Raw genomic sequence first — 13,803 nt, forward strand, 5'->3', positions numbered from 1 at the left:
TCTAATATTGTCTGTTCATTTATTTTCTTGTGCTCATTCAAATCCAGCATACTAGGTTACTTTTTGACCTTTTCTCTAACAGAATGTTCAGAAACCCATTTGGAGTAGCTTGTCATTTTTTCATCAGTTAAAGCTTCTACTGCGATGGTTACACACATTTTTACTGCTTCTTCTACCGTTACAGAAAAACGATAGCCGTTTAATTGTAAAAATTTGACCAAAACGAAGAAAGCAGTTCTTTTATTAGCATTAGCAAAAACATGCTTCTTTATCAATTGGACAAATAGTATCGTTGCTTTATCAAAAATTGTTGGATAAAGAGGCTTCCCAAAGACAAATTGTTCTGGTAAGTTCACAATCATATTTAAGGCAGAAGGACTAACTGTTTGAATTTTCTCATTTGGAGAATACCGTTGAATTGCTAAAGCATTTATTTTTTCAATTTGCTTTTCTGTTAGATAGATTGTCATTTTTCCACCAAAGCTTTGAAAACATCGTCGTATTCGTCAAATATTTTATCTAAATTTAAGTCAAAGGCATCATCAGATACATAAGAAACCTGCTGATCCAATTCTTCAGGAGTAAAGATAATCTCACCACTTGGTAACAATTTCGCTTCGTATTTAACACCACTTGGAATATTAAATTCACTTGGAATCGTAATGGTGATTGAATTTCCTTGTTTTCTTGTTTTTACGACCATCTGATTTCCTCCTTTGTTGTATTATAACAAATCATTACCGTAATTACAATGGCAGAATATCAGCCAAAATACTCCTGCATCAGAGATTTCTTCAAAGTTTCAAGCTCTTCCAGAGATTTTTGGATTGCCAATTGTGATTTGTCGACCTGGGCTACAAAGTCTGCGAACTCATTTTGGAGGGCTAGAGGGGGGAGGGGGATGGAAATATCTTGTAATTCCTTTGCATTTATATTAGCTTGATTAACAGCACCTTTCGCGATGTTCCTTAGAAACTTCTTTGTACTAGGAAAATTTAAAAATTCGGATAGATATCTAGGGTTTAAAATATTATTATTTGTTCTAATACGAATAATGTAACCTGCAATAACCATATCAAAATCTAATTCATAAATACATGTTTTCCCAACTAATTCAATACTATTTGTACGATTAAATAGTACATCCCCTTTTCTTACTACATACTTTTCTAAGTCTTTCTCTGGAACATCTATGTGTTTTAAATTCTGTATATTCAATCGACCGTCTTCAGTTATATTATTCATTCTTAAATATCCATACTTACCGTTAAGAGTGGCTGGTAAACTAGTTCCATATCGGACTTCTTCAACTAATTCTCCAAGTCTTTTTAATGGAAAGTTTCTTAGCATAAACATCTCGTTAAATCGGGATTTTACGAGCAAGTTTAGTTCATCTAACTGCAATTTTCTTTTAGTAATAAGCCTTTTAATCGTATTAAGAATACAGATAATGTTCTCTTGTTCTTCGATACCTAGCAATTCTAATTGTAAATCAAGTAATATATTCTTGTTTAAATGAGGAATTGTTGCACCTGTTGAATGATCTCGTAAATACTGCGATTTACTTTCCAAAAAGACTCCCAAGTAATCTGATATAATTTTTTCTTTGTATCGCTCATTCTTTTTTAAGACCGTAATTGTACTACCAACAGCTCCCGATAACCCATAGCCAACTGTTCCTGCATTAGCACCATCCCATGCTATCAGAATATCATCCGGGAGTGCTTCAGTCATATTTAAACTTTCAGTGAATTTTAAATTATTATTATTTCTTAAATCATCTATTTGAATATAACGTTGGCTTAGAGTTGTTTGTTCAGCAATTACAGTGGCTTTCTTACCTTTTCTTAGAGATAAAACTTCCCCCAACTTCACTTTTTTCATACAGCCACCTCCCTACTTGAGTAATTTTTCTAATTCAGCCAAGCCAGCTTGAATTTCTTTTTCTAAATCATTGATTTTCTTTAAGATGACTTCTGTTGGTTCATACTCAACTTTTTCATACTCAATCTCTTTATATTTATTGATAGACAAATCATAATCATTTTCCTTTATCTCATCAACTGGAACAAAGAAAGACTGATCCGTTCTCTGACGTTCTACTTCTTTTTCAAGATGATGAAAGCGTTCAATAATATCTGGAATATCATTGTCGCTAATCGGTTGTCGCTTATCATCTAAACTTAAACCATCCGCTTTCATATCGTAAAACCAAACCTTGTCCGTCCCACCATTGCCAGTCTTTGTAAAGATGAGAATAGCAGTCGAAACACCAGCATAAGGCTTGAAAACACCACTAGGCATTGAGATAACAGCATCAAGCTTATGGTTCTCTACAATTTCCTGACGAATTCCTTTATGGGCTTTGGAAGAACCGAAAAGAACACCATCCGGTACGATAACTGCTGCTCGTCCACCTGGTTTTAAAGTTCGCAAGAAAAGAGAAAGAAAGAGTAATTCTGTTTTTTTGGTTTTTACGGTTGCAAGAAGGTCATTAGAGGTTGAATTGTAGTCAAGTGAGCCCTTAAAAGGAGGATTTGCTAAAACCAAAGTATATTTATCGGCTTCTTCATTATCTTGAGACAGCGAGTCAAGGTAACTGATTTGTGGATTTTCTACTCCATGTAGCATCATGTTCATCGCCCCAAGTCTCAGCATAGTCGTATCCGTATCATTTCCATGAAACATCTGATTATGAAAATGATTGATATTATCTGTATTGGTTTCCCATTCATCTTTCTTACGCTTTAAGTAACGGCTAGCAGATACTAAGAAGCCCGCAGACCCCATAGCGGGATCTGAGATAATATCTTTGATGGTCGGTTGCATCAACTCAACCATCATATCGATGATGTGACGAGGCGTACGGAACTGTCCATTTTTACCTGCGGTTGACAATTTTGATAACAGATATTCATAGATATCTCCGATATCAGTAATACTTTGTTTATCGTTATCAAACTCTACATCTAATCCCCTAGTGGGAAAAGCATCTAAGATAGAGATTGCCTTTTGAAGCGTAGCTGGCTTATTTATTTGAAAAATAGCCTCTCGCATATAGCGTGAAAAGGCTGTATCATCTGTATCTCCCTTGAGATTTTTAATAAAAGGAAAAATCTCCTGAGTCATTAAACGATAAACTTCCTGAGCATCCCCTATGTTTTTAAAAGTTGACCAACGGTATTCAGGTTTATCTTTTGGAAAAACTCCTTCATAAGGAATCCCTAGAAACTCAGCATCACTTTCGCGTCCCAACTCAACACTATCCAAATCTTTCATAAATAAGAGATAAGTCAACTGTTCAATATTTGTTAAAGGATTTGCATTTCCTTCTGTCCAAAGAATTTCCCACAACTGATCGATTTTATTTTTTAATTCGCCTGTAATCATATCTTCCCTTTTCTTTAGTTTTAAAACTTAGTAATATCATTATTTTATCAGATTTCAAACAAAGCTTCAATTAACTATATCTATGCGTCACCTGAATATTTTAATAGACTTGTTCGGTATCTTGAAAACTATATCGTATAGGTGTCGTCATGGATCCTTTTAGCTGATTTACGGATACGAAAGCACAATACTATGACTAAATTGAAACCTTAAAAATTCAATTTCTGACCACCTAATCCTGCTTCAAATAGTTATCGAATAAGTCTTATGATAGCTACCTTATTAGGATACTCTTATTTTTTATCAGACAAAACAAAAGGATTAGGAAAGTCATTTTCCTTAATCCGATAGTTCTTATTCTTGACGTTGTCCGAAATCTGCAATCATCTGATCCATTTCTTGTCGACTCGGAGTTGTCAGCATATAAAGATAATCTCCTTGAAGTTCTGCGAAGGCAGCTGGCATGATTTTTTTAACCTTGAACTGCTGGCTATATTTGTCAAGCAAATCCTCTTCTGAATAGACATAATGAGCATTTGCACGGCGAGAAGTAGCCAAACAATACTGAGGTTCAAACTCTGACACTGGGAACTCTTCTCCCGCAACAATAGCTGCATAGCCACGATAAAGATCCAAAGAGTGGGCAAAGTTATAAACATCAATGGTAAAACCACCTGCAGGACGGTTATTGTACTCAATAGCAATGTAATCGTCCCCCTCACGGAAGAACTCGATATGGAAGAACCGTTCCTTCATACCAAATTCTTTGACAATTGCCTCACCATATTTACGTAATTTAGGATCCATATCCTTGAGAACGTAATAAGAATTGTCCATCTTGTAAATCATGAGATCAAGCGGTGTATAGGCGTAGTCGAAGGTCGTTGAGAAGACAATCTTTCCATCCTTGTCCACTAGACCATCAAAGGTACAGATTTCACTAGAAGTGACAAATTTTTCAAAGAAATAAACGGTCGAATGGTCCCATTCTTGCTTGAAGTGATTGATATCGTCTTCTGTCTCAAGTTTAAAGGTTGCGGCTGCTCCCACTCCATTGTCAGGTTTGGCAATCATTGGAAGACCGATTTCTTTCACTGCTTGATCAACATCTGCTTCCGTTTTGATAACAGCTCCAGGTACCACAGGGACACCTGCTTTTTTGAAAAGTTTCTTCATTTCAGACTTATATTTCGTCTTTTTGAGATCCTCTGGTTTGGCACCAAAAACATTGAATTGTTCTCTGAGTGCTGCGTCCAGCTCAAGCCAGTATTCATTGTGGGATTCGATGCGGTCGATAGGACCATGTTTATAAAAGAGAAAAGCAACTGCACGTTTAACTTCGTCTATGTTCTCAAGATTATCAACACGGAAATACTCGGTCAGGCTATTGCGTAAAGGTTCATCCAATTGCTCGTATGGTTCCTGACCAATTCCCAAGACGGTGATGCCTTTATTGGCTAGCTCAATCGTAAACTGTTGAAAGTTTTGTGGATAGTAGGGAGAAATAACAAGGTAATTCATAGGTCACTCCTTTTATAAATAGAGATTGCCGAGGAAATAAGGCATTTGTTTGCGCCACCATTCCCAGTCGTGGGCGACGTCGTGTCCCCATTCAGCAAACCAGGCTGGGATTTGTTTCTGGTCAAAGGCCTCTTTGAGCTTGTAGAAAGATGGTAGACCATCTTGTTCCCAGGCTCCAAGACCCGTACACAGCACAATCTCTGCCTGACGGTAACGGTCAATAAACCAGCCGTCGTTTTGGTTCCAGATATAGTCTACTGGCGAGTTTTGGTAAATAACATCGTCATTGTAGTAATCGCCAACAAAGAAACGTGCGTCATAAACACCACTGAGAGCAATCACTTTGGTAAAGACATCTGGATGCTGGAGGAAGAAATTGAGTGCATGGTAGGCACCCATTGAGCACCCCGTTGTCATCATGCCATCAAACCAACCTGTCTTATGCTTGATAAAAGGAATGGCCTCCTCAATCACATAGCGTTCGTAGGCACGGTGCATCTCTGCTTGGTCGTGACCGTTCTTCCAAGTAGCCAACCAGCTCTCACTATCCACACTAGATAGGGTAAAGAACTGGACACGGCCTTCCTCGATAAAGGAAGCACAGGCATCAATCATTCCAAAATCATAGTATTCGTTGTGACTACCACCTGATGAAGCAAAGACCACAACTGGAATACCAGCATGTCCATAACGGTTGAGATACATTTCACGGTTGAGATGGCCACTCCAGTGGCTAAGATGTTCAATATGCATTTCGTTTTTTCCTTTCTTAACTTACCATTTTTCTGCAAAAAATCTCAGACAATTGGGTAGATTTTCTGACCAAGGGATTTCACTATGGATGGCACCAGACTGAACTTTTAAGACAAGATTGCCCAAGTGTACTCCCCCTGCTATCAAATCATGGTAATAGCGAAGCGACGAGTCGATATAGGCTTGTTTGATATTGCCAGCCATCAAGGTCTTGTCTGTATCATCCGCTTCTTCCGTTCCCACATAGATGAAAATGCGCTGGTCAGGCGATAGTTGCTGGCGCTCTATATAGCGGTTAAAGGCTTCTTGGTGCAGCCAGTTGGCAGATGAAAAGACGCCCAAGCAACCAATTTGGTCTTGGTATTCCAAGCCGATAAACTGGGTAATATTTCCTCCTAATGAGGAACCAATCATAGCCGTATGCTGGCGGTCTGCTTTTGTACGATAAGTTTCATCGATAAAAGGCTTGACCACCTCCATGACAAACTCGGCATACTCCACACCCTTGCCACCAAACTGCTGCCCTGGGATAGGAGATTCTTGGAATTTCCAAGCCGCATACTCATTCATCCGCCCCATACCATCATTATCAATGGCAACAACAATCATGCGACTGATATCAGGATTGCGCTTAATAGCTGGGATAATCTTCCATGAATGACCAATGAAAGACTCCTTGCTATAAAAAACATTTTGCCCGTCATGAAAGTATACAACAGGATAGGAACGGTCCGTGTCTTTCTCATAATCTTTAGGTAGAAGAACACGCACACGGCGCTCTTTGCCTGTATAAGGAACCTTGAGTTTGTGTTCTTTCATTTTTAGATAAAAGTAGGAATGATTCATTGTCAGAAAACTCTCTATATTCAAAATTTTATCTCATTATATCATAAAAATAGAAAACAAGTTAGTTTTTTACCTGTTTTTAGAGAAAAAACTAACTTTCTTTCCTGATTTTCGCTATTCTTTTGGATTTTCTAAATTAGAGCAGATTGTCAATCAAGTCATCGACTTCATCTTTTTCAACCTGCGGTGTGATCTCAGTAATCATGATTCCAGCCACTGCGCGCTCAACCAAAGCTTCAACATCCATGCGTGCTTCATACTGCTCTGCATTCTTAATCTTAGGATTGGTCTTAGGACGGTCTGGTGCAAAAATAGTACAGCAATCCTCAAAAGGCTGGATAGAAATATCAAAGGTATCGATTTCCTGGGCGATGTCAATGATTTCCAATTTGTCCATAGTAACCACAGGGCGGATGATGGGAGTGTTGGTCACAGCGTTGATAGCCTGCATACTTTCAAGAGTTTGACTGGCTACTTGACCAAGGCTTTCCCCATTGATGATAACCAAGCCATTTCGTACCTCACGAATACGGTCGGTAATCCGCATCATAAAACGACGCGTCAAGGTCATGAGATAGGCTTCTGGCGCTTTAGCCTTGATTTCCTCTTGAATCTCTGTGAAAGGTACTTCGATAAACTGGATATTGCCACCAAACTTGGTCAATTTACGGGTCAAATCTTGGGCTTTTTTAAGAGCACCAGGACTCGTGTAAGGTGGACTAGCAAAATGAACAGCCTCAATATCTACCCCACGTTTAAGGGCTAGATAGCCAGCTACAGGTGAGTCAATCCCTCCTGACAACATGAGCATGCCTTTACCAGAACTTCCCACAGGTAATCCACCTGCTCCACGAATGGTTTCATAGGAAAGATAAGCCGCCTCCTCACGAATCTCCACCTGAAGATTGATGTCAGGATTTTTCATCTGAGCTTGCACATTTGGAATTGCTTCAAAAACAGCCCCTCCAAGTGTTTGATTGAGTTGGCGACTATCGAGTTCAAAGTTGTGGTCGCTACGCTTACTAGAAATCTTAAAGGTCATCCCTTCCTTGTAGATGTCCTGCATAATCTCTTGAACAGAAGACTTCAGAACTTCTACAGATTTTTCAACCTTATATACTGGAGAAAAATTTTGAATCCCGAAGACTTGCTTGAGTGATTCTGCTACTGCTGTGTAATCAGCTCCATTGAGGTAAGCGTGGGCACGGTCGCGATCTGCGGTTACCTTAACTTGGGGATAGATAGACAAAACGTCTGAAATATTATTGCGAAGTTTATTGATGAAACGCATACGGTTTTTACCCTTGGTTGACAACTCTCCGTAGCGAATCATAATTTCTGAATACTGCATGAATGCTCCTATCTTACTTTTCTAGTTTTATTGTAAATCAATTTTAACTTGGTCAAAAACTGCTCGACCTGACTCATATCATTTTCAAGGTCTAGGCTAAGACGCACAGCTGACTGGGCCTTATCTTTATCCACTCCCATTGCAATCAAGGTCCCTGCAGGTTTCCCAGCTTTGGACGAACAAGCAGAGGTCGTTGAGATAAAAATATCATAGTCTTCAAAGGCGTGAACAATAACTTCTCCACGAACACCCTTAATCCCAAAAGTCAGGATATGAGGGGCGAAGTTTTCCTCATCTGAAAAGATAAAAATATCTGGATAATCCAAAAGCGCTTGACGAATGACTGCCTTCATCTGCCCTGTCTTACTAGCAAAAATAGCTAATTTTTCCATAGACAAACGGAGAGCCTTGGCTGTCGCAGCAATCCCTGCCACATTTTCAGTTGTCGAACGATAATCACGCTCCTGACCACCACCTGTTAAAAGAGGCGTAATCTTCTTGCCAGACTTGATATAGACAAAGCCAACACCTCGGACACCGTGGAACTTATGACTCGAGAAGGTCGCAAAATCCACTCGTTCTGTCAGGTATTTTTCAGTTGGAATCTTAGCAAGTGCTTGAACCGCATCAACATGGAAGGAAATAGTTGGCTTGTCTGCCAAGAGTTCTGAAATAGCCTCAATAGGTTGGATAGAGCCGATTTCATTGTTTACTGCCATGACAGAAATTAGGATTGTATCAGGTCGTATCAAACCTGCTAGAGCCTCTACATCCACAAATCCTTTGTCATCAACTGGAGCCAAATCCACTTCAAAACCTTGAGATTTCAACCAGAGTGCTGACTCTTTGACTGCCGGATGTTCAATGGCTGATACGATGATGTGCTTGCCAAACTGGACTTTTTCAAAGGCCACACCTTTGAGAATCCAGTTATCCCCTTCTGTTCCACCAGAGGTAAAGAAGATTTCGTCACTTTTCTTGCCAATCAAATCTGCAATCTGTTGACGGGAAGCATCTAAGATTCGTGTTGCCTGATCTCCCAAACGATGGAGACTAGATGGATTTCCTAAAATTTTTAAAGCCACCTGCATATAGGTTTCAAGGGCTTCAGGATAGGGCTTGGTCGTCGCCGAATTATCAAAGTAAATCATGTTTTCTCACGCTTTCTAAAATCACTCCTTCTATTGTATCATGAAACGGAGCCTGCGACAAGAAAGGGCAATTCCTCTTTTTTTAAGATTTTTTTAAAGAAATGCGGTATAATAAATTTTAATCAAAGGAGAGAATGTATGCCTAATTATCGTAGAACTTCAAAACCAAAAACAGAACACATCAAAAAAGGATTTACGGTCTTTCAAAAAACTGTTGCCACTATCGGTAGTATCCTTGGCTTGATTACTGCGACTATCACGATCATGAATGCCTTGGATAATAATAATAAAAATACTAAAAAAGAAATCACAACAACACAGACGACAACAATTGTCAAAGAAATTCAAAAAGAATCCCCTCAGGAAAATACTACTCCCAATAAGGAAACTAACACTACCCAAGAAAAAACACAGCAAGAGGAAACACCAAAATCTAGCGTCAAGGAAGAGAAAAAAGAAGAGCAGAAAGCAGCAACTCAGGAATCTACTACTCCTGCTCCAAGTAAACCTGCCACTGAAAATGAAAAACAGACCAATACTCCAACTTCAGAAAATAAAAGTAATCAATAGCCAATCGAGTAGGGGATAATCTCTAGCCCCTCTCGCACCACCGTACGTGCCGTTCGGCATACGGCGGTTCAACTAACTTTTAACGCATGTCGTTCAAGGTAATAATCCAAACACGAAACCAGTCCACGTTTTTCAAGGACTGGTTTTGATATAGCACGTTTAAGTACCGACTTCTGAGCTACTAATTGATAATGGTCGCCCCAGCCAGATACTTTATCTGCTATCCATTTCGGAACTCCTAATTTAAGAAGGCCCCAAAGTCGCTTAGATTTCTTTTTCCATTGTTTCCAGATAATAACCCTAACTCGTGTTCTCAACCTTTCATCAATACTTAACATGGTTGACTTCATGTTAGTCAAGGCGAAATAGTTTATCCATCCTCGAATAGACAAATTCAGTTGCTCAATACGTCTTGTTAAGTCTATACTCCATTTCCTCTGTGTTAGTTTCTTCAATTTAAGCTTGAATCTCCGAACACTATCTTGATGTGGACGACTTTTCCAACCATCTGATGATTTCCAGAACCCAAAACCTAGATATTTCAACTCTCTTGGTCTGCTAATCTTAGTCTTGGTCATATTTACTTTCAAACCTAGCCGTTTCTCAATAAATCGACTGACTGAATACATCACACGCTTAGCGGAGGCCTCGCTTCCGACCGTAATCACACAATCATCTGCGTAGCGCACAAATCGAAGTCCCCTCTTTTCTAATTCCTTGTCCAATTCATTAAGCATGATATTGGATAAGAGAGGAGATAAATTTCCTCCCTGTGGTGTACCAACTAGCGTTTTATGACGCTGACCGTTAATGATAACACCTGAATGAAGATACTTACGAATCAAGGATTCCGTATCTCCGTCTTCGATAATGTTATGTACTAAGGACATCAATCTATCTTGAGGAACCATATCGAAAAATTTCTCTAGGTCTATATCCACTATCCACTCATAGCCGTTATTTAAGTACTCTAAGAGCTTCATGATGGCTTTTTCACATGACCTATTTGGTCTGAATCCATAGCTCGTATCTGAGAAATGGGGTTCACAAATAGGGCTAATGACTTGGACAATGGCCTGTTGAATCATTCTATCCATAACTGTTGGAATTCCTAGTTGACGGATACCTCCGTTTGGTTTGGGAATCTCAACTCTAAGAACTGGTTGAGGCTTATATTTTCTCTGTTTTATCAGTTCCTTAGTCAAGCGCCAGTTTTGTCTGAGATAATTATCCATCTCTTCGATAGTAATTCCATCAATCCCAGCTGAGCCCTTATTGGATTTTACTTGATTGTAGGCTTCAAGCATATTTTCGCGTGATAATATCTTATCTAGCAATTTTGACATGTGCGTATTCCTTTCTTGTTTTGGTGCCTGAGGGACATCTTATATTGGTGAGCCTTCATCTAGTCAATACGTGACAGACTCCAGTTCTATCAGACCACTCGTTTTACAGACACAAGTGAAGTAGGATTACTTCGATTAGTTGGTCACCCCTTCGCTCCACTTCCATTACAGAAGTTTCCTCACTACTATGGGCTCGGCTGACTTCTCATGATTCGTTGTTACTACGCTTTCAGCGCTCATGAGACCTCACGGGATAAGTCGTACATCTTTCCTCGTTTACTCTCGTGATTTACGTATATAGGTTACGACTACCTTTTTGGACTTTAGAGTTTTAAGCCCCCTTATCCGCTATATACGCCTTACTATCACGTTCCTGTTCGTAGAGCCACGATTTCGCTATCCCTTCCTCTCCCCGCTACCTCACGATAGTCAGGCTTGGGAATCGCTATTAGGTTCACCGGTAGCAGGTGCCCACGGAGGACTTACACCTCAGATGCACGACATGCCCGTCGTACGTAAAATAGCTTCCCTCCAAACTTGGAAAGAAGCTATTTTTTATTGTTGTAATACTTTTCTTGGTTTGGTACCCTCAGCTGGACCGATGACACCTGCCATCTCCAGTTCTTCCATGAGACGGGTCGCACGGTTAAATCCAACTGACAAACGACGCTGAATCATGGAGGCGCTGGCTTTCTGCGTCTCGATGACCAAAGCCTTGGCTTCTTCAAAAAGCGGATCTCCACCAGAATCACCATCTGAAAATTCTCCTTCATTTTCAGAAACTTCTCCCGGATCAAAACTCTCATCGTAGTCTGCATCTGCCTGAGCCTTGATGAAGTTTACGATGCGTTCAACATCATCATCCGAGATAAAGGATCCTTGCAGACGAACTGGATGATTTTCATCAATCGGTTTAAAGAGCATGTCACCTCGACCAAGCAGTTTTTCTGCTCCATTTTCATCCAAAATAGTACGGGAGTCTGTCCCTGATGAAACCGCAAATGCGACACGAGATGGGACATTGGCCTTAATCAGACCAGAGATGACATCAACGGATGGACGCTGGGTTGCAAGAATCATGTGGATACCTGCAGCACGCGCCTTCTGCCCAAGACGAATAATGGCATCTTCTACTTCCTTGCTGGCCACCATCATGAGGTCAGCCAACTCATCCACAATCACAACAATGAGTGGCAGTGGAATCTGCTTATATTCCGACTGGGCATTGAACTCTTCTACCTTGGCATTAAAACCTGCAATATTACGAACCCCCACCTTGGCAAAGAGTTCATAACGGTTTTCCATTTCATCCACAACCTTTTGCAGGGCCTTGCTGGCCTTGCGTGGATTGGTCACAACTGGAATCAAGAGATGGGGAATATCATTGTAAACAGACAACTCAACCATCTTGGGGTCAACCATCATAAATTTAACTTGGTCAGGTCTCGCCTTCATGAGAATGCTAGCAATAATGCCATTAACAGCTACTGACTTCCCTGAACCCGTTGAACCTGCAACTAGCAAGTGGGGCATTTTGGAAAGGTCAAAAGCTCTTGCGGTGCCATTAACAGCCTTCCCTAGAGGAATTTCCAAGAGATTTTCTGCTTTTGTTTGAGATTGTTCCCATAGTTCGCGGAAGGATACCGTCGCAATCTCAGAGTTAGGAACCTCAATCCCGACTAAGGATTTACCAGGTATTGGAGCCTCAATCCGAACATCCTTAGCCGCCAAGGCTAGAGCGAGATCATCTGCGAGATTGGAAATGCGGTTGACCCTTACACCCACTGCAGGCTTGACTTCATACTTGGTCACTGATGGCCCAATTTCGGCCCGTTCAACTGTTACCTTAATACCAAAGCTAGCAAAGGTTTCTTCTAGAATTTTGATATTTTCCCGAACGATTTTCTTCTCTTTAGACTGGTCTTTGGGTTTATCCGGTGCAAAAAGTTGTAAACTTGGAAGTTTGTATTCAAGGGCTTCCTTGGCTGAAAAGTCGACCTGAACATCTTCGTCATCTGAACCATCTTCCTGCTCAGGGAATTCAAGTTCGGCTTGAGGCAAGATGATTTCTGGTTCCACCCACTCTTCTTCAAGCATAGGTGGAAGATCCTGCACAACTTCCTCTGTCAGAATTTCACCTGTTTCCATATCGACAGGAGGAAGATTGAGCAAGGCTTTCTCAGCCACTTCTTTTTCTAATCTAGCCTCTTCCTCAGCCTTTTGACGAGCTTTTTCTTCTTGCTTGACAAAGCGTTCCTCTTTTTGACGCTCATGCCCTTCCCGCCATTTAGCAAAGCCTCTGCTGAAAAATTCAGCAATATCGTAAACAGACCAAGGACTGATCAGGAGAGCACCCACTAAAATCAAGATAGAACCAATAAAGTAAGTACCGATATTTGAGAAGAGAAAGGCTGTTGGCACATAGAGTCCAACACCAATCAAGCCTCCACCAGCAAAACTGGTCGTTCGAAAACCAGTCAAATCCGTCACAACCTGAGCCATGGTTCCTTTTAAGACCGACTTGTCCAAACCATATTTCCAAACCAAGTAGGCCTCAAAAATCAGGAGCAAGCCTGCAAATATAGTGAAAAAGCCAGATAGAAGCCCTTCCTGTTTTCGTATCCACTTGAAAAAGAAGAGATAGATTAAAAGGGCAAATATTGCCAGATAAGCTAGACTTCCCACCAGCAAGCGAATTAAATTGTAAAGGGTGATACCTGCAGCCCCTAATTTGAAAGCTGCGAAAATCAATAAAAGCGCGATTCCAAGCGAAATCAACATTCGTTGAATCGCTTCTTTTCTTTCGACTTCTGCTTTAGACGGTCTCCGTCTTGTTTTACTTGTATTCTTGTTTGCCATTCTTCCATTATACCAT

At 40.4% G+C, this 13,803-nt stretch carries 12 protein-coding genes; 1 reads left to right on the plus strand and 11 read right to left on the minus strand.

What is annotated here, in order from left to right; all coding sequences use genetic code 11:
• Positions 1 to 56 precede the first annotated feature (56 nt).
• The 9 genes from WKI23_RS06510 to WKI23_RS06550 all read right to left on the minus strand — a co-directional run bounded on the left by WKI23_RS06510 (position 57) and on the right by WKI23_RS06550 (position 9,012).
• A complete protein-coding gene (locus WKI23_RS06510) occupies positions 57 to 470 on the minus strand; it encodes a type II toxin-antitoxin system death-on-curing family toxin (protein WP_023941843.1) in 414 nt (137 codons plus the stop codon).
• The gene (locus WKI23_RS06515; protein WP_000260603.1) at positions 467 to 703 is read right to left on the minus strand and encodes an AbrB family transcriptional regulator; all 237 of its coding nucleotides are present in this window, start codon (positions 701 to 703) and stop codon (positions 467 to 469) included. Before WKI23_RS06515 ends, WKI23_RS06510 begins: the two co-directional genes overlap by 4 nt.
• A 59-nt stretch (positions 704 to 762) precedes the next feature.
• Positions 763 to 1,884, minus strand: a complete 1,122-nt coding sequence (locus WKI23_RS06520) for a restriction endonuclease subunit S (protein ID WP_368079346.1) — start codon at positions 1,882 to 1,884, stop codon at positions 763 to 765.
• A gap of 12 nt (positions 1,885 to 1,896) precedes the next feature.
• Positions 1,897 to 3,390, minus strand: a complete 1,494-nt coding sequence (locus WKI23_RS06525; protein ID WP_368079347.1) for a class I SAM-dependent DNA methyltransferase — start codon at positions 3,388 to 3,390, stop codon at positions 1,897 to 1,899.
• 354 nt (positions 3,391 to 3,744) lie between these two features.
• The gene (locus WKI23_RS06530) at positions 3,745 to 4,911 is read right to left on the minus strand and encodes an ATP-grasp domain-containing protein (RefSeq protein ID WP_368079348.1); all 1,167 of its coding nucleotides are present in this window, start codon (positions 4,909 to 4,911) and stop codon (positions 3,745 to 3,747) included.
• 12 nt (positions 4,912 to 4,923) lie between these two features.
• Positions 4,924 to 5,664: an esterase family protein gene (locus WKI23_RS06535; RefSeq protein WP_368079349.1), complete on the minus strand. Its 741-nt coding sequence runs from the start codon at positions 5,662 to 5,664 to the stop codon at positions 4,924 to 4,926.
• A 21-nt stretch (positions 5,665 to 5,685) separates the two neighbouring features.
• Positions 5,686 to 6,510 (minus strand): alpha/beta hydrolase, encoded by an 825-nt coding sequence (locus tag WKI23_RS06540; protein WP_368079350.1) that lies wholly within the window; start codon positions 6,508 to 6,510, stop codon positions 5,686 to 5,688.
• 136 nt (positions 6,511 to 6,646) lie between these two features.
• Entirely contained in the window at positions 6,647 to 7,861 is a 1,215-nt protein-coding gene (gene thiI, locus WKI23_RS06545; protein WP_368079351.1) for a tRNA uracil 4-sulfurtransferase ThiI, read from the minus strand.
• Between the two features lie 8 nt (positions 7,862 to 7,869).
• Complete coding sequence (locus WKI23_RS06550; protein WP_368079352.1) at positions 7,870 to 9,012, minus strand: cysteine desulfurase family protein; 1,143 nt, start codon at positions 9,010 to 9,012, stop codon at positions 7,870 to 7,872.
• Between the two features lie 138 nt (positions 9,013 to 9,150).
• Here WKI23_RS06550 and WKI23_RS06555 point away from each other — a divergent pair, with 138 nt between their 5' ends.
• Positions 9,151 to 9,582 carry a DUF6556 family protein gene (locus WKI23_RS06555; protein WP_368079353.1) on the plus strand — a complete coding sequence of 144 codons (432 nt, stop codon included), beginning with the start codon at positions 9,151 to 9,153 and terminating at the stop codon, positions 9,580 to 9,582.
• Between the two features lie 68 nt (positions 9,583 to 9,650).
• Here WKI23_RS06555 and ltrA read toward each other — a convergent pair whose 3' ends face one another.
• Complete coding sequence (ltrA, locus tag WKI23_RS06560) at positions 9,651 to 10,928, minus strand: group II intron reverse transcriptase/maturase (RefSeq protein ID WP_368079354.1); 1,278 nt, start codon at positions 10,926 to 10,928, stop codon at positions 9,651 to 9,653.
• Positions 10,929 to 11,483: 555 nt separating this feature from the next.
• A complete protein-coding gene (locus tag WKI23_RS06565; protein ID WP_368079355.1) occupies positions 11,484 to 13,787 on the minus strand; it encodes a DNA translocase FtsK in 2,304 nt (767 codons plus the stop codon).
• Positions 13,788 to 13,803 lie beyond the last annotated feature (16 nt).

Source organism: Streptococcus pseudopneumoniae, from assembly GCF_038148955.1.
Taxonomy (GTDB): Bacteria; Bacillota; Bacilli; order Lactobacillales; family Streptococcaceae; genus Streptococcus; species Streptococcus pseudopneumoniae_T.

Bases quoted from the DNA above. Each gene is read 5' to 3' on its own strand.
- ltrA (WP_368079354.1), bottom strand. From the start codon at position 10,928: ATGTCAAAATTGCTAGATAAGATATTATCACGCGAAAATATGCTTGAA.
- WKI23_RS06510 (WP_023941843.1), bottom strand. From the start codon at position 470: ATGACAATCTATCTAACAGAAAAGCAAATTGAAAAAATAAATGCTTTA.
- WKI23_RS06520 (WP_368079346.1), bottom strand. From the start codon at position 1,884: ATGAAAAAAGTGAAGTTGGGGGAAGTTTTATCTCTAAGAAAAGGTAAG.
- thiI (WP_368079351.1), bottom strand. From the start codon at position 7,861: ATGCAGTATTCAGAAATTATGATTCGCTACGGAGAGTTGTCAACCAAG.
- WKI23_RS06525 (WP_368079347.1), bottom strand. From the start codon at position 3,390: ATGATTACAGGCGAATTAAAAAATAAAATCGATCAGTTGTGGGAAATT.
- WKI23_RS06565 (WP_368079355.1), bottom strand. From the start codon at position 13,787: ATGGCAAACAAGAATACAAGTAAAACAAGACGGAGACCGTCTAAAGCA.
- WKI23_RS06540 (WP_368079350.1), bottom strand. From the start codon at position 6,510: ATGAATCATTCCTACTTTTATCTAAAAATGAAAGAACACAAACTCAAG.
- WKI23_RS06535 (WP_368079349.1), bottom strand. From the start codon at position 5,664: ATGCATATTGAACATCTTAGCCACTGGAGTGGCCATCTCAACCGTGAA.
- WKI23_RS06515 (WP_000260603.1), bottom strand. From the start codon at position 703: ATGGTCGTAAAAACAAGAAAACAAGGAAATTCAATCACCATTACGATT.
- WKI23_RS06555 (WP_368079353.1), top strand. From the start codon at position 9,151: ATGCCTAATTATCGTAGAACTTCAAAACCAAAAACAGAACACATCAAA.
- WKI23_RS06530 (WP_368079348.1), bottom strand. From the start codon at position 4,911: ATGAATTACCTTGTTATTTCTCCCTACTATCCACAAAACTTTCAACAG.
- WKI23_RS06550 (WP_368079352.1), bottom strand. From the start codon at position 9,012: ATGATTTACTTTGATAATTCGGCGACGACCAAGCCCTATCCTGAAGCC.